Annotated in this window: 15 protein-coding genes; 4 read left to right on the top strand and 11 right to left on the bottom strand. The window is 71.5% G+C overall.

The window, feature by feature from the left end; translation table 11 throughout:
* The first annotated feature begins 5 nt into the window (after positions 1-5).
* Positions 6-560: a pyridoxal-phosphate dependent enzyme gene (locus ACGFW6_RS10760; RefSeq protein WP_393506810.1), complete on the top strand. Its 555-nt coding sequence runs from the start codon at positions 6-8 to the stop codon at positions 558-560.
* Here ACGFW6_RS10760 and ACGFW6_RS10755 read toward each other — a convergent pair.
* The 5 genes from ACGFW6_RS10755 to ACGFW6_RS10735 all read right to left on the bottom strand — a co-directional run bounded on the left by ACGFW6_RS10755 (position 509) and on the right by ACGFW6_RS10735 (position 7,403).
* Complete coding sequence (locus ACGFW6_RS10755) at positions 509-1,513, bottom strand: esterase/lipase family protein (RefSeq protein ID WP_393506808.1); 1,005 nt, start codon at positions 1,511-1,513, stop codon at positions 509-511. The two genes, ACGFW6_RS10760 and ACGFW6_RS10755, sit on opposite strands and share 52 nt — an antisense overlap.
* A gap of 162 nt (positions 1,514-1,675) precedes the next feature.
* Positions 1,676-4,240: a beta-galactosidase gene (locus ACGFW6_RS10750; RefSeq protein ID WP_393506807.1), complete on the bottom strand. Its 2,565-nt coding sequence runs from the start codon at positions 4,238-4,240 to the stop codon at positions 1,676-1,678.
* Complete coding sequence (locus tag ACGFW6_RS10745) at positions 4,237-5,133, bottom strand: carbohydrate ABC transporter permease (RefSeq protein ID WP_393506806.1); 897 nt, start codon at positions 5,131-5,133, stop codon at positions 4,237-4,239. Before ACGFW6_RS10745 ends, ACGFW6_RS10750 begins: the two co-directional genes overlap by 4 nt.
* Positions 5,133-6,107, bottom strand: coding sequence for a carbohydrate ABC transporter permease (locus tag ACGFW6_RS10740; protein WP_393506805.1), 975 nt, complete (start codon positions 6,105-6,107; stop codon positions 5,133-5,135). The genes ACGFW6_RS10745 and ACGFW6_RS10740 overlap by 1 nt, the downstream gene beginning before the upstream one ends.
* Positions 6,108-6,113: 6 nt before the next feature.
* Positions 6,114-7,403 carry an ABC transporter substrate-binding protein gene (locus tag ACGFW6_RS10735; RefSeq protein WP_393506804.1) on the bottom strand — a complete coding sequence of 430 codons (1,290 nt, stop codon included), beginning with the start codon at positions 7,401-7,403 and terminating at the stop codon, positions 6,114-6,116.
* 288 nt (positions 7,404-7,691) lie between these two features.
* On the opposite strand from ACGFW6_RS10735, the gene ACGFW6_RS10730 reads away from it, so the two are divergent.
* Positions 7,692-8,435 carry a DUF1775 domain-containing protein gene (locus tag ACGFW6_RS10730; RefSeq protein ID WP_393506803.1) on the top strand — a complete coding sequence of 248 codons (744 nt, stop codon included), beginning with the start codon at positions 7,692-7,694 and terminating at the stop codon, positions 8,433-8,435.
* 87 nt (positions 8,436-8,522) lie between these two features.
* Here ACGFW6_RS10730 and gdhA read toward each other — a convergent pair whose 3' ends face one another.
* From gdhA to ACGFW6_RS10715, 3 genes are all read right to left on the bottom strand, one after another.
* Entirely contained in the window at positions 8,523-9,887 is a 1,365-nt protein-coding gene (gene gdhA / locus ACGFW6_RS10725) for an NADP-specific glutamate dehydrogenase (RefSeq protein ID WP_393506802.1), read from the bottom strand.
* A 160-nt stretch (positions 9,888-10,047) separates the two neighbouring features.
* A complete protein-coding gene (locus tag ACGFW6_RS10720) occupies positions 10,048-10,473 on the bottom strand; it encodes an RNHCP domain-containing protein (RefSeq protein WP_393506801.1) in 426 nt (141 codons plus the stop codon).
* A 28-nt stretch (positions 10,474-10,501) separates the two neighbouring features.
* Positions 10,502-10,888, bottom strand: a complete 387-nt coding sequence (locus ACGFW6_RS10715) for an RNHCP domain-containing protein (protein WP_393506800.1) — start codon at positions 10,886-10,888, stop codon at positions 10,502-10,504.
* Positions 10,889-11,361: 473 nt separating this feature from the next.
* Here ACGFW6_RS10715 and ACGFW6_RS10710 point away from each other — a divergent pair, with 473 nt between their 5' ends.
* Both ACGFW6_RS10710 and ACGFW6_RS10705 read left to right on the top strand, forming a co-directional pair.
* The gene (locus tag ACGFW6_RS10710; RefSeq protein WP_393506799.1) at positions 11,362-14,208 is read left to right on the top strand and encodes a carbohydrate-binding protein; all 2,847 of its coding nucleotides are present in this window, start codon (positions 11,362-11,364) and stop codon (positions 14,206-14,208) included.
* Positions 14,209-14,210: 2 nt separating this feature from the next.
* Positions 14,211-16,352, top strand: a complete 2,142-nt coding sequence (locus ACGFW6_RS10705) for a ThuA domain-containing protein (RefSeq protein WP_393506797.1) — start codon at positions 14,211-14,213, stop codon at positions 16,350-16,352.
* Between the two features lie 54 nt (positions 16,353-16,406).
* Here ACGFW6_RS10705 and ACGFW6_RS10700 read toward each other — a convergent pair whose 3' ends face one another.
* From ACGFW6_RS10700 to ACGFW6_RS10690, 3 genes are read right to left on the bottom strand one after another with little or no spacing between them, the layout of a single operon-like run.
* On the bottom strand, positions 16,407-17,429 hold the full coding sequence (locus ACGFW6_RS10700; protein WP_393506796.1) for a peptidogalycan biosysnthesis protein: 1,023 nt from the start codon (positions 17,427-17,429) through the stop codon (positions 16,407-16,409).
* Positions 17,426-18,688, bottom strand: coding sequence for an MFS transporter (locus ACGFW6_RS10695; protein WP_393506795.1), 1,263 nt, complete (start codon positions 18,686-18,688; stop codon positions 17,426-17,428). The genes ACGFW6_RS10700 and ACGFW6_RS10695 overlap by 4 nt, the downstream gene beginning before the upstream one ends.
* A complete protein-coding gene (locus ACGFW6_RS10690) occupies positions 18,685-19,956 on the bottom strand; it encodes an ATP-grasp domain-containing protein (protein WP_393506794.1) in 1,272 nt (423 codons plus the stop codon). Before ACGFW6_RS10690 ends, ACGFW6_RS10695 begins: the two co-directional genes overlap by 4 nt.

Genomic DNA, 19,956 nt, shown 5'->3' with positions numbered 1-19,956 from the left:
GGGGCGTGCCCGCCCCTGACCGGCACGCCCCGCCCCTCCCACGGACCACGTCGCGCCCGCTCACCCTGATCGCCGCCACCGGCGGCAATCACGGCCGGGCCGTGGCCCGCACGGCACGCCTGCTCGGGGAGCGCGCCCACATCTTCGTCCCGCGGGACGTGCACCCACGGGCGGTCGCGGCCATCGCCGCCGAACAGGCGCACGTCACCGAGGTCCCCGGCCCCTACGACGAGGCGGTACACCGCGCGGCCGAGGCCGCCCGGGCACCGCGCACCGTGCTGATCCAGGACACCGGACTGCCGGGCTACGAGCGGATCCCGGGCTGGATCGTCGAGGGCTGCACCACGCTCTGCGCCGAGATACCCCCGCGAGTACTCCACCCCGCAGGCGTGCGCCCACGGCGTCGACGTCCTGGCCACGGCCCTGCTGCGGCTGGCCGACCAGGACTGAGGAGCCGGGTCCGTGGGCGGCCGGGACCGGACCGCGGGAAGAGCGTGTGTGTGTCGAGTCAGCCGCCGAGCAGGGGCAGCGCCAACCCGCAGCGCACCGGCTTGGCGTGAGCGGGATCGAGGGCGTTGCTCACGAGTTGGGCGGCGTTGCTGTCGTACGCGAGCGACAGATGGTCGGAGAAGTCCTCCTTGCAGATCCGCTGGATCAGGATGTTCCGCACCTTCGCGCCGGGCCCCGCGGTCAGGAAGCTGTGGTGGACGGGGGTGGCGAACGCGTCGTACCTGGTGGCGATGACGGTGTAGTGGACGCCGGGCCGGGTGTCCCCGCCCTTGTCGAGCTTCCGGTTCATCTCGGAGCCGACCATCTGGTCCGACCATGCCTGGCCGAGGACCGCGGACACGGCCGAGTTGAGACCGAGCCGGGTGGTGAGCGTGCCGATGCCGGAGACGTTTCCGCCGTGGTTGGACGGGGCCAGGGCGACGAGGCGGCGCACCTTGTTGCGCTTCGGGTGCTCGGGGTGCGTGCCGCCCTCGAACCGCAGATACCAGCGGGGTGTCGGACCGCCGCCCTGGGAGTGCCCGACGATGTCGACCTGCCGGGCACCGGTGGCCTTCAGGACACGGTCGACATAGCGCGCGACCTGCCGGGCCGACTCCCGGATCGGGCCGGTGGCCTGGAACGGACTGCCGGGCGGCCCGCCGTAGTTGGGGGCGAAGACGCAGTAGCCCTGCTGCTTCAGCCAGGGCGACATCATGCTCCAGTTGTTGAAGGCGTTCGCCGCGGACCCGTGCAGCAGCACGACCGGGCGCGGGTGTTCGCGCGACGGACGGCAACTCCAGTCGTTCGCCCCGGCAGGGGGCGCCTCGGGATGGAGGAGGCCCCCGGCCACGGCCGCGGTGACGTCGGGGATCCGGCCCAGCGGGCCGGGAGGCGCCGGGGTGTCGGACGGCGCCGCCTCGCCCTGGGCGCCGACGGTGAGCGACAGGACGAGGCCCGCACAGACCGCGGCCCATCTGGCGCGCCGCCGGTTCGACCGGCTCCGGGAATCCATCCGATGCGACATCGGGCCACTCCTCGTCTCGTAGCCGGCCGAGCGCCGACCCGAAGATGATCGAGGAGCGCATCCAGGCGCTGCTCAACAGCCGCTCGCGGCACCTCATATGGAGCAGGCCGCTTTCATCCGTCCAGCCCATGACGACGAGGGGAGTCCCGCGGTAGCCGCCCGTCAGGCGGTCGCGCCGCCCTCCAGCCACAGCGCACGGATCTCCGGAGCGTCCGGTCCCGCCATTCCCCGGATCAACAGGGTCAGTCCCGGCCAGCCCGGCGGCACCCAGAGCGCGTCCGGGTCCCCGCCCGAGAACGCGGGCCGGTCACCGGCCCAGACGCGGCCCACGCACTCCCCGCCGGCCCATCCGGTCACCCGCACCTGCGCGGCCTCCAGCCGGACGAGACAACCGTCCGGCGACGGCGGCAGGCCGACGTCGAGCCACGCCTCCTCACCGGGCTCCAGCGCCAGCGGGAGCCGCACCGCCTCCGTGGGCCCGGACCGGGCGGCGAACGCCGTCAGCAGCTCGTCGTCCTGTGCCGCGCACGACCAGTCCCGTACGGCTTCCAGCGCGAGCAGTTCCGCGCGCAGACCGGGGCCGCTGGGGTGGTGCGGCAGGGTCACCGAGACCTGGTGGGCACCCGGCGGCAGCAGTACCCAGGGGTTCTCGGTGTGCACGGTCTCCGCCTCGCCGCCGTCCACGCTCACCCGCAACGGTGCGACGACACCGCGCAGATGCAGCGCCGACGGGGTGGGGGAGTGGAGCGTACGGCCGTAGGTGACCGGCTCCGCGACGCGTGTGCTGCTCCAGCCGCCGAGCACCCGGGTGGGCGCGGGGCTCCCCGCCCAGTGCCCGTGCACGCTCCACAGCGCCGACACGTCCGTCGACGCCCGCACCTTCCACAGGGTGCCGAGGCCGCGCAGCGCTCCCACGCGCAGCGCGGGCAGCCGGGCGTCGTCGAAGTTGGCGTGGCCCCAGATCTCCACCACGGCCTCGATCGCGGCGCTGCCCGTCACGTCGCCGACGTCGACGCGCCGCGTCGCGCCGAACCCGGCGATCGACGGGTGCGTCCGGCCGGCGACGGACAGGTCGACGATGTCCGCCGCGCCGGTGAGCAGCAGCTCCCGTACGCCGGTCAGATCCGTGGTGGTGCGGTACGCGCCGCGGCCTCGGTACACCCCGAGCGACTCCAGCGTCGGCGGCATGGTGTGCGGCCCGGCCGGCTTCTCCGGGGCGGCGTCGCACCGCCGCCGCACGTCACGCACCGCGGTCGGCGCGGCTCCGGCGGCCCGGTGCGGGGCGTCGGACAGGCGCACCGTGCCGTCGGCGTCGACCGACCGGAGCCGTGCGGCCTGCGCGGACGGCAGGACGACGAGCGTCGCTCCCGCCACGGTCGCCCGCCCGGACACCGGGATCTCGGCCCGCGTCCCGTCCAGTACGACGGTGACCGGGACGTCCGAGGAGAACACCAGCACCCCGTGCGGCGCGGCGACGAGGTCCGCCGACGCGAGCGTCAGGGTCGCGTCGATTCCCCAGCGCCGCAGCGGCACCTCCACCGCCATCAACGGGCACGACCCCGGGGCGACGGCGACGGGCACGCCCTGGACGACCGCCGTCCCCGGGTCCGCCCCGAGATGGGGGACGGCCATCAGCCGGCCGCCCTCGGGAAGGTCCAGCGCGGCGGCCACCGAGCTGGTCGGGAAGTCGCAGACGGGTGGGGTGTCGGACGATCCCGGTGCCGCCGCGGCCAGTTGGTCCCCCCAGGTGTCCACGACCCGGGCGAAAACCCGCGCCTCGGCGTACTCCGGCCGCTCCGCACCGGTCGACGTGACATAGCCGCCGAAGTCGTAGCCGTGGCTCATGAAGTTGCCCGGTCGCCCCCAGTTGCCGCTGGACGGGGTGTACCCGAAGTTCCAGCCGGACGACTGGAGATACGGTGCGATCAGCTTGGCGCCGCTCGCCAGGAGCCGCCGCAGGGTGCGGTGGCGCCGGTTCGTCTCGGTGACCAGCAGCGGCACCCCGCGCCGCGCCACCAGAGCGGCATAGCGGCGCACCTCGGCCTCGATGTCGGGGGAGTCGTCGTCCGGGTAGAAGTTGCAGGCCGGCACGACACCGTCCACGTCCCCCGTGGCGCCGGTCAGGTCGCCCTGGCCGGCGCAGGCGACCAGCGGAACGGTGATGCCGTGCCCGAGCGCGGCCTCCCGCAGGGCGCCCACGTAGCCCGCGCGGTCCGCGCAGTCGAAGAAGTCCAGCTCGTTCTCCAACTGCACCATGACGACCGGGCCGTGACGCGGGTACTGCCGCTCGGCCAGCAACGGCAGCACCTGGTCGAACCACGCCGTGACCCGCTCCAGATACCGGGGCTCGTTCTGCCGGACCCGCAACTCCGGGTCGAGGCCCAGCCAGGCGGGCAGCGCCCCGCCGTCCCACTCCGAGCAGATGTAGGGGCCGGGCCGCGCGACGACGTACAGGCCCGTCTCGTGCGCGAGGTCCAGGAAGGCCGCCACGTCCCGCCGGCCCTCGAAGGACCAGCGGCCGGGCGCCAACTCGTGGAAGTTCCACGGCAGATAGACGTCGACACAGGTGTACCCCGACGCCCGCACCTGTTCCAGCCGTTCGCGCCACTGCTCCCGGGGCAGCCGGAAGTAGAACAGCGAGGCACACAGCAGGGTGCGCGGTCGGCCGTCGATCCACACGCCCCGGCCGTCGAGGCGGACGGCTTCGATGGTCTCCGTACGGTTCACTTCACTCCCGCGCTTCCGCCGCTGATGTCCATTTCGTAGAGGTACTTCTGGCCGAGGTAGTAGACGACGATCATCGGCACCGCGAGCAGGATCGAACCGACCATGACCAGGTTCCAGGGCGGTGCCTGCATGGCCTGCGAGGTGCTGGTGATGTACTGCACGCCCAGGGCCAGCGGCATCTTCGACTCGTCGTTGAGATAGATCAGGGGGCCCATGAAGTCGCCCCAGGTGTGGGTCAGGGTGAAGATGCCGATGGCGATCAGCACCGGTCTGAGCATCGGGAACATGATCCGCCGGTAGATGCCGAAGAAGCCCAGGCCGTCCACCATCGCGGCCTCGTCGAGCTGGCTGGGCAGCCGGGAGACGAACTGGCGGACCAGGAAGATGTTGAAGGCGTTGGAGAAGAAGTTCGGCACGATCAGCGGCAGGAAGGTGTTCACCCAGCCCAGGTCCCGGAACAGGATGAACTGCGGGATCATCGTGATCTGCGTCGGGATCATCATCGTCGCCAGCACGACGAGGAACATCGTGCTCTTGCCCGGGGCCCGCAGCCGCGCGAACGCGTAGCCGACGAGGCCGCTGGAGAGCACCTGCCCGACGACCGAGAACAGCGAGATGATCACCGAGTTGATCAGGAACGTGCCCATCGGCAGCTCGGTGCCGAACACCCGCGAGAAGTTCTCCCAGTGGAACTCGCGCGGGACGATCGTGAACGTGTTGGCGTTCACGGTGGCGTCGCTGGACAGCGCGATCGATCCGACGAACACCAGCGGCGTCGACAGGATCGCCGCGACGACGATCAGCGTGCCGTAGGTGAACGGGGTCGCGCGGAACGCCCGTACCGCAGTGGCCCGTCGGCTGTCCTGGCGTACTGAGGTCACCACAGCGGCCATCACTTCACCTCGGTTTCGTAGAACACCCAGCGCCGGGTGGTGCGGAAGGCGATCACGGTGAACGCCAGGATCACGGCGAACAGCAGCCAGGAGATCGCCGAGGCGTACCCCATGTGGTAGAAGCCGAAGGCCTGGTCGAACAGGAGCGGCACCATCGTCTGGGCCGAGTCGTACGCCCCGCGGTTGCTCTTCGGCGTCAGGATGTACACCTGCGCGAACACCTGGAACGCGTTGATCAGCCCCATGATCAGGTTGAAGAAGATGATCGGGGTGAGATGCGGGAGCGTGATGCTCCAGAACTGCCGTACCGAGCCGGCGCCGTCGACCTCGGCGGCCTCGTACAGCTCGCGCGGGATGCCCTTCATCGCGGCGAGCAACAGCACGGTCGCGCTGCCCGCGCCCCACGCCGACATCAGGATCAGGGCGGGTTTCACCCACGGGCCGTCGATCAGCCAGGCCGGGCCGGAGACGCCGAAGAGGCCGAGGAAGTCGTTGACCGGGCCGGACGGGGCGAGCACCATCTTGAAGATCATCGCCGTGGCGACCAGGGGGATCAGGGTCGGCAGATAGATCAGCGTGCGGAACAACTTGCGTGCCCGCACCTGCTTGTTGAGCAGGTTCGCCAGCCACAGGCCGAGCACCAGACCCAGCGGGACCGAGATCGCGGCGTAGTAGAAGGTGTTCGACAGTGCCTTCCAGAACGCCGGATCGTCGGTGAGGAGCGTGACGTAGTTCTGGAGGCCGACCCATTCGGGTGGGGTGAAGGAGTCCCAGTCGGTGAGCGAGTAGTAGATCGAGGCGATCATCGGGCCGAGCAGGAAGACCAGGAAGCCGATCACCCACGGCGAGACGAACAGGTAGAAGGAGAGCGCCTCACGGCGCCGTCTCCTGGAGAGCTTCGGCTTCTTCGTGGCCAGGGCCTTCTCCGCGGCCGCCGGTGCGGACGGCGGGGTCGGGGCCGTCGTCGTCGTCATCGCCCGTCATCCCGCGGACTTGATGAGGGAGTCGAGGTTCTTCTGGAGGGCGGTGAGCACCTTCTTGGCGCTGCGCTCCTTGCCGAGCCAGAAGTCGGCGAGTCCGCTCTCGATGGCCGCCTGCATCTCGTTCCACTCGGGGATGAACGGCGCGCGGAAGACGAACTCGCTCGACTCGGCGAACACCCCCATGTCCACCTGGGTCTTCATCCACGAGGGCTTGAGGAACGCGTCGCTCTTCTGCACCTCCAGGTTGGCGGGCACGTCCTCGCCGGAGGAGATGATCACCTGCTGGGCCTCGGGGGAGGTGAGGAAGTCGATGGCCTTGAAGGCGTTGTCGGCCTGCTTGGAACTGCGGGAGACGGCCAGGCCGCTGCCGAACGCCGACACCGCCTGCTTCCTGCCCCGCCACAGCGGTGCGATGTCCCAGGCGAAGCGCGTCTGCGTCAGGCCGGCGATCGCCCAGAACCCGGTGGCGTTGACGGCGACCTTCTGGTTGGCGAACGCCTGGTCGCCGCCGATGTCGGCGCCCATGTCGGCGTAGTCCTCGGCGGTGGGCACGACCTTGTGCTTGAAGACCAGGTCGCCGGCCCACTGGAGGGCCTCGACGGCCTCGTCGCTGTCCACCGCCGGTCTGCCGTTCGCGTCGATGATGGCGCCGCCGTTCTGGTACACGAAGCTCCACCACTGCGGCCACCAGCCGGCACCGCCGTACCCCCACTGCCTGCCCGGGACGGTGAGCTCCTTGAACGCGTCGAGCGCGTCGTCCCAGGTCCACCCGGCGTCGGGCGCCTTGATGCCCTTCTTCTCGAACAGCTCCTCGTTGTAGTAGACGATCATCGCGCCGGAGCGGTCCGGGATCGCGTAGAGCCGGTCCTCGTACGTGTAGATGGAGCCTACCGAGCCGAACCGCTGCCCGGCGTCCAGGCCGGCCTTCTCGGCGAGGTCGTCCAGGGGCAGCAGCTGGTTCTTGCTCGAGTACGTGTTGACGCTCTCGGCGACCTGCATGATGTCCGGCCCGTTGCCGCCGGCGATCATCGTCTGGACCTTCTGCGGGTACGAGTCGCTCGGGATCAGCTGGAGCTTGACCTTGAGCTCCGGGTACTTCTTCACCAGCAGGTCGATGCGGGCCTGGTACGCCTTGCGGTCGGCGTCACCGCCCCACACCGTCATCACGAGCGGACCGGCGGCGGAACCGCTGCTGGACGAACCGCATGCGGTGAGGGTCACGACACCGGCCGCGACACCGAGACCGAGGAAACCGCGGCGGGACACCTGAAGCCTGTCAACTGGCATGACACTACCCCTCGTTGAAGTGCGCGAACGCGCAGGGATCAGCTCTCGGCAGCCCGGGCCCGGCTTCGAGTGACGGTTAAAATAACCCTCGTAAAATCGCGCTACAAGCCTTTGTTTCGCATGAGTTGCAACCTCCACGACTCACGCACGCCCCAAGAGCGCGGTCCGCACCGGAATTTCCGCGCCGCCGCCGGGAACTCACCGGGGTCCGCGGCCGACCTCTGAGGAGAGCCGGCTCTGCCCGCGCTCGTCCGCAGTCGTCACGTCGTCGGCACAAGGGAGTCGTACGTGTCCCGCTCCACTCCGATCCGCAGTCTGCGCCGCACCGGCGTGCTCACCTCGGTCGCCCTCGCGCTGGCCGTCGCCACCGCGGGGCCGGCGGCGGCCCACGCGGAGGTGGAGGCCGCGGGCGCGCGGGCCCTCGACCAGAACGTCGAGCTGACCTTCGCCGCCGAGTCGGAGTCGGACTCGGCCGGTATCAGCAAGCTGGAGGTGATCCTGCCCGAGGGGATCGTCCCGCAGGACATCACCTACGAAGAGGGCCCCAAGAGCTGGAAGTTCGCGCCCACCGCCCGGGGCTACACGGTGTCCGGGCCGAAGCTGGCCGTCGGTGAGGACGCCGGGTACGTCGTGACCGTACGGCAGTTGCCGGACGCGAAGGAGGTGGTCTTCAAGACCCTCCAGACCTACAGCGACGGCGAGGTCGACCGCTGGATCGAGCTGGAGGAGGAGTCCGAGGGGGACAGCCACGGCCACGGTCACCCCGCGCCCCGGCTGGCGCTGAAGGCCGCCGCGCCCGGTGCCGTGCCGGTGAGCCCCACCCCGACGCAGGAGCCGACGACCGCCGCCCCGTCCTCCGCCACCGCCTCGGACGAGCCGGCCGCCCAGGGCTCCTCCGGGAAGCCGGCGGCGGACGACGCGAAGGACGACGACGGTATGCCCGTCGCCGTGCCCGTGGGCATCGCCGCGGCCGTGGTCCTGCTCGGCGGAGGCGCGTTGTGGCTGAGGCGGCGGCGGGGAGGGGCCGCGTAGGGAATGCCTTCGGGTGTTCCGGAGGGCGGTCGCCGTCAGGGCCCGCGTGCGCGGGCCCCGACGGCACGGCCGGGCCGGCTCGGCGGCTCAGATCACGCCGAGGTCGAGCATCGTGTCGGCCACCCTGACGAAGCCCGCGATGTTGGCGCCGATGACGTAGTTGCCCGGCGCCCCGTACTCCTCGGCGGTCGTGCGGCACGTGGTGTGGATGCCGGCCATGATGGCGGCGAGCCGCCGGTCGGTCTCCTCGAAGCTCCACGCGTCACGGCCGGCGTTCTGCCGCATCTCCAGCGCCGAGGTGGCGACACCGCCGGCGTTGGCCGCCTTGCCGGGGCCGAAGGCGACGCCCGCGTCCTGGAACAGCCGTACGGCCTGCGGTGTGGTCGGCATGTTGGCGCCCTCGGCGACGGCGACCACCCCCGCGGCGAGCAGGGCCCGTGCCGCGCTCTCGTCGAGTTCGTTCTGGGTGGCGCAGGGCAGCGCGACCGAACACGGCACGTCCCAGACGGAACCACCCTCGACGTACCGGGCCCGGGTGATCGTCTGGGCGTACTCCTTGATCCGGCCGCGCCGGACCTCCTTGATCTGCTTGACCAGTTCGACGTCGATGCCCTCCTCGTCGACCACATAGCCGCCCGAGTCCGACATGGCGACGACCTTCGCGCCCAGCTGCCGCGCCTTCTGGGCGGCGTACATGGCGACGTTCCCGGAGCCGGATATGACGACCCGGCGGCCGTCGAGGTCCTGGCCGCGTTCGGCGAGCATCTCGGAGACGAAGTAGACGGTGCCGTAGCCGGTGGCCTCGGTCCGGACGTGGGAGCCGCCCCAGCCGAGGCCCTTGCCGGTGAGCACCCCGGACTCGTAGCGGTTGGTGATGCGCTTGTACTGGCCGAAGAGATAGCCGATCTCGCGGGTGCCGACGCCGATGTCGCCCGCCGGGACGTCCGTGTGTTCGCCGAGATGGCGGTGGAGCTCGGTCATGAAGGACTGGCAGAACCGCATGATCTCGCCGTCCGAGCGGCCCTTGGGGTCGAAGTCGGCGCCCCCCTTGCCGCCGCCGATGGGCAGTCCGGTCAGGGCGTTCTTGAAGATCTGCTCGAAGCCGAGGAACTTCACGATGCCGAGGTTCACGGACGGATGGAAACGCAGCCCGCCCTTGTACGGCCCGAGCGCGGAGTTGAACTCGACGCGAAAGCCCCGGTTGACCCTGACCTTGCCGGCGTCGTCGACCCAGGGCACGCGGAACAGCAGCTGCCGTTCCGGCTCGCACAGCCGCTCCAGGATGTGGTGTCCGGCGTACCCGGGGTGGCGGGCGAGCACCGGCTCCAGGGACTCCAGCACCTCGCGCGCGGCCTGATGGAACTCGGACTGAGCGGGGTCCCTGGCCTGGACGGCCGCGTAGACCTCGGCGGTCAGGCGCAGATCCGCGGGCGGCGTGTACTGGACCGTCATGGACGTACCTCCGTTGTATACGTTGCACGCGAATGTACGCGGGATCGCGGGGTCGTCACTCAGGAAGCGGGGCCGCGTCTCCGGCGGGGCGGCCCGCGCGCCGGCCGGCGTGCCGCCCCTCGCTCCCGTCGTCGACGGGTGAGGGGCGGCACGCCCGCTCTCACAGGACCGTCAGCAGCGCGCTGCCGGCGGCCCGTGCGCCCCGCAGCGGCCGGAGTGCCAGGCGCATCAGGGCCAGGGCGTTGTCGTCGCCCGCGATGCGGTTGGCGCTGAGTCCGGCGCAGGACCGGCACTGGTGGATCAGCATCCACTCGCCGTCCGGCCGTACGGTCAGGCTCAGCGCGTCCATCCGGCCGTGGCAGTCCGCGGCCCGGTCGCCGGGGACGCGTCGGTCGACGTGCAGGCTGACCAGGCAGCTCGGGCAATGGTTGCGGTGTGCGGTGCCGGGTGCGACGAGGGACACGTCGAGCCGGCAGCCCACGCACCGGAAGTCATGGCCCCGGTGACCGCCGTTGGCGTGCAGTACGTCCTTGGTGCGCTGGGGTCGGTGCCGCTGTCCGCGGCCCGCCCGGGTGCGGCGTGGCATGGCTGGTTCTCCTTTCCGTGCCGGGCGTTCAGAGGGAGCCGAACGCTTCGAGCGGGAACGGAGGCTGTGCCAGCGGGCGCACGGCCATGCGCATCAGGATGAGCTGGTTGTCGTCCGCGCACACCGGGTTCGAGGTGAGCTCGCCGCAGCGGACGCAGCGGTGGACGACCATCCAGTCGCCGGTGCGCAGCACCGCGATGGCGATGGGGTTCATGCGCGCTTCGCACGCGCACCGCCCGCCGTCGACCTGGTCGACGACGTGCCGCGAATGCAGGCATGACGGACAGTGGTTGCGGCGGCTGCCGTCAGGGGCCAGGGCCGACACGGTCAGCCCGCACCACACGCAGGTGAAACTGTCGTTGCCGAGGACGGTGTTGAGAGGGTTGTGCCGGTGAGCGAGATGGTCGCTGGACACCCGGGTGCTCCTTGCCGAGAAGTGTGCGAGAACAGCAAGAGCAGGCCGAGCGGCCTCGGGAGACCCTGAAAACGGTCAGGGACGGCTTACGCGGTACGGCGAGGCGCGCTCGGCGCGGGCCGGGTCATAGGCACCTTTTCCATGGTGAGTGGGCACAAAGTGCGGGAACTGGGCTCGCCCAAGCCTGCACGCCAGGGTGGGGCGGCGTCCACTTGTTTTGTTCGGGGATCCGCCGTGCCGGGCGCGACTCCATTTTGACAGGCCCTTGACAAATGTGTCGGGGGGTCGCAGCATGCAAGACATCTGCGGAAGCCTGCAATTCCCTTTGTTCAAGGCGTAATTTATCCGCACGGCGCATCGAACGTCACAGGGTTCGGCGGTTCCTCCGCCGCGCCCCGCACGGACACACCCCGGCAAGCGCGGCCGGCGCGCGCCTTGCCTGACACCCGCATCGTCAGGAAGGACAACCCCCCATGTTTCGGCGCCCTCGCGCGGGGCTGAGAACGCTCACCGCGCTCGCGCTCGTCCTGGCCGCCGCCATCACGGCGGACCCCACGGCCGGCCCGGCCTCCGCCGCCCCGGCGGACCTTCCGCCCGGCGACTACCAGCAGGTCCAACTCGCCACCGGCGCGGCCGAGCTGGGCGAGCCGATGTCCCTGGCCGTCCTGCCCGACCGCTCCGTCCTGCACACCGCCCGCGACGGCACGATCCGCCTCACCGACGCCGCCGGCAACACCAAGCAGGCCGGCAAGCTCGACGTGTACACGCACGACGAGGAGGGCCTCCAGGGCATCGCCGTCGACCCCTCCTTCACCGCCAACCGGTACGTCTACGTCTACTACTCGCCGAAGCTGGACACGCCGGCCGGCGACGCGCCCGTCACCGGCACCACCGCCGACTTCGAGCGCTGGAAGGGACACCTCAACCTGTCGCGGTTCACACTGCGCGGCGACGGCACCCTGGACCCGGCGAGCGAGAAGGTCGTCCTGGAGGTGCCCAACGACCGCGGCCAGTGCTGCCACGTCGGCGGCGACATGGACTTCGACGCGGCCGGCAACCTGTATCTGACCACCGGCGACGACACCAACCCGTTCGACTCCTCCGGCTACGCGCCGATCGACGAACGCACCGACCGCAACCCGCAGTTCGACGCCCAGCGCAGCTCCGGCAACACCAACGACCTGCGCGGCAAGGTGCTGCGGATCAAACCGACCGCCGCCGGCGGCTACACGATCCCCACCGGCAACCTCTTCGCACCCGGCACCGCGGGCACCCGGCCCGAGATCTACGCGATGGGCTTCCGCAACCCCTTCCGGATGTCCGTCGACCGCCCCACCGGAACGGTCTACCTCGGTGACTACGGCCCCGACGCCGGCGGCACCGACCCCAACCGCGGACCGGGCGGCCAGGTCGAGTTCGACCGCATCACCGCCCCCGGCAACTACGGCTGGCCGTACTGCACCGGCACCAACACCACCGGCGAGACGTACAACGAGTACACCTTCCCCAGCGGCCCCTCCGGAGCGAAGTACGACTGCGCCGGCGGCCCCGCCAACAACTCCTTCCGCAACACCGGGCAGGCCAAGCTGCCGCCCGCCAAGCCGAGCTGGATCAAGTACGGCCTGGACGGCTCACCGCCCGAGTTCGGCGGCGGCTCCGAGTCGCCGATGGGCGGAGAGGTCTACCGCTACGACCCGAACTCGGCCTCCACGGTGAAGTTCCCGCAGTCCCTCGACGGCCGCTACTTCGCCGCCGAGTACGGACGCCGGTGGATCAAGGCCGTCGAGGTCAAGAGCGACGGCTCCTACGGCACCATCGAGAACGTCCCCTGGACCGGCACCCAGGTGATGGACACCGACTTCGGCCCGGACGGCGCGCTGTACGTCCTCGACTACGGATCGGGGAGCAACAACCAGGCCCTGTACCGCATCGAGTACATCGCGGGCAGCAACCGCAACCCCGTCGCCCGGGCGTCCGCCGACCGCACCTCCGGCGCCCTGCCGCTCACCGTGCGGTTCTCCGCACAGGGCAGTTCCGACCCCGAGGGCGGGGCACTGGCCTACTCCTGGAACTTCGGCGACGGCACCACCTCGACCCAGGCCGACCCCAGCCACACGTACACCACCGCCGGCACCTACCGGCCCACCCTCACGGTCCGCGACCCGCAGGGACTGACCGGCACCGCGAGCCTGGTGGTCACCGCGGGCAACACCGCGCCGACGGTGACCCTGCAACAGCCCCCCGACGGGCAGCCGTTCGCGTTCGGCGACACCGTGCCGTTCAGGGTGCAGGTCAGCGACCCCGAGGACGGCACCGTCGACTGCTCCAAGGTCAAGGTCACCTACCTCCTCGGCCATGACAGCCACACCCACGCCATCACCTCCACCAACGGCTGCCAGGGCAACCTGACGGTGCCCGCCGACGGCGAACACGACAGCGCCGCCAACCTCTACGGGGTCTTCGACGCCGAGTACACCGACGCCGGCGGCCTGACCACGCACTCCGTGCGCACCCTGCAACCCCGTCACCGGCAGGGCGAGCACTTCGGCGCCCAGTCCGGCATCGAGATCGCGAACCACGCCACCGCCGAGGGCGGCAGGACGGTCGGCTTCACCGACGACGGCGACTGGATCTCGTTCAAGCCGTACGTCCTCGCGGGCGCCACGAAGCTCACCGCCCGGGTGGCCTCCGGCGGAGCGGGCGGCACGCTCCAGGTCCGCGCCGGTTCCGCCACCGGCACGCTGCTCGGTTCCGCGACCGTGCCGGTGACCGGCGGCTGGGACACCTTCACCGACGTCACCGCCAACCTCTCCGGCGCACCCGCCGGCACCACCGAGCTGTTCCTGGTGTTCCGCGGCCCGACCGGGCAGGGCAACCTCTTCGACGTCGACGCCTTCACCCTCGGCTCCGGCTCCCCCACGACCACACCGTGGGAGGCGGAGTCGTACAGCTCCGCCTCGGGCGTCCAGTCCGCGGCACACGGCTCGGCGAGCGGCGGCCTGACACTGGGCTACATCGACAACGGCGACTGGGCGGGCTACGCCTCCGTCTCCACCGCGGGCGCGACCTCCGCCTCCGCCCGGGTCTCCTCCGCCGGAGCCGGCGGCACCCTGCAGTTCCGCTCCGGCTCGCAGACCGGTCCGCTGCTCGGCTCGGTCACGGTGCCGGTGACCGGCGGCTGGGACACCTTCACCACCGTCACCACCACGCTCAACGGGGCCGGAACGGGCCCGCTGTACCTCACCTTCACCGGAGGCACCGGCAGCCTCTTCGACGTCGACACCTTCACCCTCGCCTCCTCGGCACGAAAGGGGCGATGACCATGACCACCCTGACGCGGCGACTGCGCCGCGGCACGACGGCTCTGGCCCTGGCCGTGCTGGGCGCCCTGCTCACCCCGGCCGGAACGGCGCACGCGGCCTCCTTCGAGGTCCTCGTCTTCTCGAAGACGGCCGGGTTCCGGCACGACGCGATCCCGGCCGGCATCGACGCCCTGCGCACGCTCGGCGCACAGAACGACTTCTCCGTCACCGCCACCGAGGACGCTGGAGCCTTCACGACGGCGGGCCTGTCCGGCTACGAGGCGGTGGTGTTCCTCAACACCACGGGCGACGTCCTCAACGCCTCCCAGCAGAACGCCCTGCAGTCCTACGTCGACTCCGGCGGCGGCTACCTGGGCGTGCACGCGGCCGCCGACACCGAGTACGACTGGCCCTACTACGGGCAACTGGTCGGCGCGTGGTTCCAGAGCCATCCCGCGATCCAGCAGGCCACGATCCGCACCGAGGACCGCACCCACCCGGCCACCTCGCACCTCGGCGCGACCTGGACCCGCACCGACGAGTGGTACAACTACCGCGCCAACCCGCGCCCCCGAGTGCACGTCCTGCAGACCCTGGACGAAAGCACTTACAGCGGCGGCTCGATGGGCGCCGACCACCCCATCACCTGGTGCCACGGCCAGGGACAGGGCCGCTCCTTCTACACCGGGCTGGGCCACACCGCCGAGTCCTACGCCGACCCCGCCTTCCGCTCCCTGCTGCTGGGCGGCCTGCGCTACGCGGCCGGGCAGGCGACGGCCGACTGTACGGCTCCGGCGGGCACCGGCCAGGTCGAGGCCGAGTCCTACACCTCAGGCTCCGGCGTGCAGGTCGCCGGGCACGCCCCGGCCAGCGGCGGACAGACGCTCGGCTACATCGAGAACGGAGACTGGGCGGGCTACGCCTCCGTCTCCACCGCGGGCGCCAGGACGTTCACGGCGAAGGTGTCCTCGGCGGGCGCGGGCGGCACCATCGAGATCCGCTCGGGCTCGGCCACCGGCACCCTGCTGGGCACCGTGACGGTCCCGGTGACCGGCGGCTGGGAGACCTTCACGACCGTCACCACGACCCTCACCGGATCCGCGTCCGGGCCGCTGTTCCTGAGATTCACCGGCGGCGCGGGAGCCCTGTTCGACGTCGACACCTTCAGCCTCGCCACCGCGCCCACGGCCGACGCCCTCTCCGACGACGTGCACCTGTTCTACTACCCCTGGTACGGCAGCCCCGCGGTCAACGGCGGCTGGCGGCACTGGCAGCAGGGCGGCCGCACGCCACCCGACGACATCGGCGCCGACCTGTACCCGGCCCTCGGCCCGTACGACTCGGGCGACGAGAGTGCCGTCGCCCGGCACATGGAGTGGGTCGCCCGGTCCGGCGCGGGTGTGATCGTCTACAGCTGGTGGGGCCGGGGCAGCTACGAGGACCGGCTCGTGCGGGACGTGCTCGACGCGGCGCGGGAGCGGGGCATCGAGGTGGCCTGGCACCTGGAGCCGTACGCGGGCCGGACCGGCGCCTCGACGGCCGCCGACATCGAGTACATCAACAGCACCTACGGCAGCCACCCCGCTTTCCACCGCTCGGCGGAGCACGGCGGCAAGAGCGCCTTCTACGTGTTCCAGAGCCTGGACATCGCCGACTGGTCGGCGCTCGACCAGGTCACCGACACCAGCATCGTGCTCGCCCAGACCACCGACACCACGAGGATCGCGCACTTCTCCGGCATGTACACCTACGACGGGATCGCGGGCGCCACCGCACCGGGCTGGAAACAGGCCGGCGACCACGCCCGGGCCAACGGCCTGATCTGGGCCCCGTCCGTCGCGCCGGGCTACCTCGACGACCGGGCCGTGCCGGGCAACTCCACACCCACGGTGGAACGCGCGAACGGCGCGGCCTACGACCGGCAGTGGTCCAACGCCCTGGACCCGGCGATCGGCGGCTCCCCGACCTGGGTGTCGGTCACCTCGTTCAACGAGTGGCACGAAGGAAGCTCCATCGAACCCGCCGACTCCACACCACCCGCCGGCCACGGCTACCGGACCTACGACGGCGCCTACGGGCAGACGGGAGAAGCGGCACAGACGGCGTACCTGGACCGCACCGCGTACTGGGTGGGCCGCTTCCGGGCCGCGTCGGGAGACTGAGGCCCGGCGTCCCCTCCGTGTGCCCGGCCGGATTCGCCCGGCCGGGCACACGGCTCAGCCCGGTACCGGAGCCTGCCGCACGTCGTACAGCGCGGACAGCCCACTCACCCGCGCACCCCGCAACCGCTTCGCCTCGATGGCCTTCATCCCCGCGTGCAGCGCGGTACTGCCATGGCGGTACGCGTCCTCGATGGGCGCGTAGTAGGTGAGGACGAAGTAGGCGAAGGGCGCCGGGTGTCCGGGGTCGAGGCCGACCGCGCGCAGCCAGGTGGTCCCGCCGTGGTGGTAGTAGAGGCAGAAGCCGGTCATGCGCGACCCCGCGTACGCGGCGACCACCCGGGCACGGTCGCCCATGGCATCGGCCTGACGCTGCAGCAGGCCCGTCATCGCGTCGGTGTCGCCGTCGTGGCCATGGGACCTCTGCAGCGCGGCGAGGAGCCGGCCGGCGTCCCGGTGGCAGTCGAGCAGGGACTGCCGACGGACCTCGAGGCCGGCCGCCTCGAAGGCGGCGCGTTCATGACGTATCGCCACGCGGCGCCTGGACGGCAGGGAGGCCAGGTAGTCGGCGAAACCGCAGCCGGGCAACGGAATCGTTGCGTCGTCCTCCAACCGGTGCGGAGACGTGCCGTACAGCGGTGCGAGCCTGCGCGTCGCGGACTCCGTCAGGTACGGCCACCAGTGCGTGGTCGCGTGCCGCTCGGCGTGGTCGCGGGCGGCCTCGCGGAGCAGGATCAGGCACTGTGCGGCGCGGCCTTCGGGCAGGTGCGGGTCGGTCAGGGGCGTGTTGTGGTAGCCGCGCCGGGCCCCGGCGAGCACACGCGGCCGGCGTGCTCCGCCAGGCAGGAGTGCCGCGGGGTCGTAGTACGGGTTGGGTTCCTCGTGCACGACGTACAGGGGCGTGGCCGCGAGCAGCGTTCCGTCGTCGTCCCGGACCAGGACGTACGACGGCGTCGCGGTGGGGTCGTGCTCCTCCCCGGCCAGCCAGGGGTGCGACAGGTAGACGGACGCGTGCCGGGCGAGCCGGTCCCAGTCCGCCACGGGTACGGCGTGCACACTGCCGACGGTCTCGGTCCTCATGCTTCCCTTTTTCCGCCGCGCGCCACACGGGACCTGAGCGCCGGCACCGCGGCGAGGGCCACCAGGCACGCCGCGCCCTGCACCGCCCAGGGCAGCAGGGCGTGGGTGTCCAGGAGACCGGTGAACAGGGCGGGCGCGGCGATGTTGCCCGAGGCCCAGGAAAGTTGGTACAGGCTCTGTCTGCTGCCGCGCGCGGCGCTGGGTGTGAGCGTGACGGACAGCTCGCCCACGGCCGGTGAGTAGAGGATCTCGGCCAGGCTGAACAGGACGATCGCCGTGACCAGCGCCGGCCACGCCGGGACGCCCGCACCGGGCAGCGCGGGCGCCGCGAACGCGACCATGGCGCACACCAGCAGCGCATGGCCCACGGCGAGGGTGCGCCGGGGGTCCTCGGGGGCGACGTGCGCCGTCAGCGGGCTGGTGAGGGTGGCGACCATCGCCGTGTTCAGGACCAGCAGCATGCTCGCGGACCAGGCCGGCAGCCCGAGCGGCCCGGTGGCGTACACCGCGACGAGCACCGACAGCATGGCCTGCGCCAGCACGAAGGGGATGTTGCACGCCACGAGGAGCAGATACCGGCGCAGGTCCGTGGCATCGGACCGCGTGCGCGTCCTGTCGTCCTCCCTCACCGGCTGCTCGGCCGGTGCCGTCGTGGGCACCCGGGCGAAGCAGTGGGCGGCCAGCAGATACAGGGGTACGGCCGCGACGACGAGCCACGTCAGGGCCCTCGTGCCGAACAGGGCGAGCGCGCCGGCCGCCAGCAACGCCCCGGCGCCGATGCCGATGTTGCGCAGGCTGCCGGTGAAGGCGAACCAGCCGCGGGTCTCCGTGGCCGGGGTGGCGTGCAGGATGAGCGTGCGCTGGGCCGTGTAGTACGCGTTGACGCCGGACTGCACCAGGAGGTAGGCACAGGCGATCTGCCAGGGCCGGTCGGCGAGGAGGAAGGAGAGGAAGCCGCCGGCGCTGACGACGTTCGCGGCCACCGTCAGACGCCGGGGTCCGTGCCGGTCCAGATACCGGCCGGCGACCAGGACGACCGGCAGCGCCGCCAGTTGGCCGAGGGTGACGGCCGCTCCGACCGCCGCCAGAGGCAGATCGCGCAGGGCCGTGAAGTACAGCAGGCCGAGCGGCAGGAGCATGCCGTTGCCGAGGGAGTCGAGGAGGTTGCCGGTGACGAACCGGCCGTGACCGCGGGTGGCGGGCAGACCCAGCACGTGTCGCAGCCGGGCGGGCCGGGGTGGGGCGGTCGGCGTCGTCATGGGGTCAGCAGGGCCCGTGTCTTGTCCAGGATCTCCAGGCGGGGCCAGCCCGTGGTCCGGTGCAGTTCCTCCAGGTGCTTGACGGTCTGCCGCTCGTCGCCCTCGGCGAGGGTGAACACCACGATCTCTCCGTGGCTGGTGCCGTCGATGACCAACTCGTGTGCGGTGACCACCTTCAGACGAGCCATCAGGTCGGTGCGCACCGACGGCGGCAGGAGTTCCGGGGAGAGGAACTCGACGGCCCAGCCCGTACGGCGCACCGGCCCCGCGTCGTACCGGCCCCGTGCCATGCCGGCCAGGGCGTCGAAGGTGTTCGTGTCCGAGGCGGCGCAGGACAGGGTCGTCGCACCGCCGATCCTCGGGTTGATCTCCAGGACCACATAGCGTGAACCGGTGTAGATCATGTCGACGTTGACGGAGCCCTGGACCCCGAGTTCCTCGCAGAGGGCCGTCAGCCCGGCCGCGACGGGCGCGAAATCGGCGTCGGCCTCGGGCCGGGGACCGCACCAGCGCAGATCGGCGAAGGTGAACACCGGCTCGGCACCCGCCGTACCGGTCCAGCACACCGGCAGCACCCGGTAGGCGCCGGGCTCGCCGACGATGTCGACCGAACAGAGCGCGCCGGAGACGCACTCCTCGATCACCGCCGACACCTGCGGCGGGGCGGCGAGGTAGGCGTCCAGGGCCGCGGCGTCCGGCAGGGCCCGGATCCCCATGCTGGTGGAGTCCCACAGCGGCTTCGACAGCAGCGGGAAGCCGATGGCGGCCGCCGACGCGCGCAGGGCGTCCGCGTACGCCGGCACCGGGACGCCGCGCCCGGCCAGCAGATCGGAGTCGGCCCGGACACCGCGCGGGGTGTCCAGGCCGGCACGGACCAGGAGCTGCTTGGTCTCCCACTTGTCGCACAGCGCCAGCGTCGACGGCAGCGGCGTCATCACCGTGGGGATGCCCCGGGCCTCCAGGAGTGCCTTCACCGTCGCGTCCCGCAGGGCGTTCTCGCACGGCAGGGAGATCGACACGGCGGCGTCCGCGCCCCACTCGGCGACCACCCGGGCGAGTTCGGCGGGGGAGACGGCCGGGTCGAGACGGCGGCGCGCGCCGGGGAAGTCTCCCTCGTCCGCCGTGCCGTGCGTGTGGAACAGGCAGCTCTCGACACCGAGCCGATCCAGCTCGCGGACGCAGCGCTGGATGTAGGGGTCGGCCCTGCGGATCTCCACCGACCGCAGGAACGCGATCTTCTGTACGGGCTTGCGTACGGGACCGGGCAC

The sequence above is a fragment of the Streptomyces sp. Y7 genome (assembly GCF_043195415.1).
In the GTDB taxonomy this organism is placed as follows: Bacteria; Actinomycetota; Actinomycetes; order Streptomycetales; family Streptomycetaceae; genus Streptomyces.
Note: the sequence above shows the minus strand (reverse complement) of the source record. Positions and strands in the feature narration are given on the sequence as shown.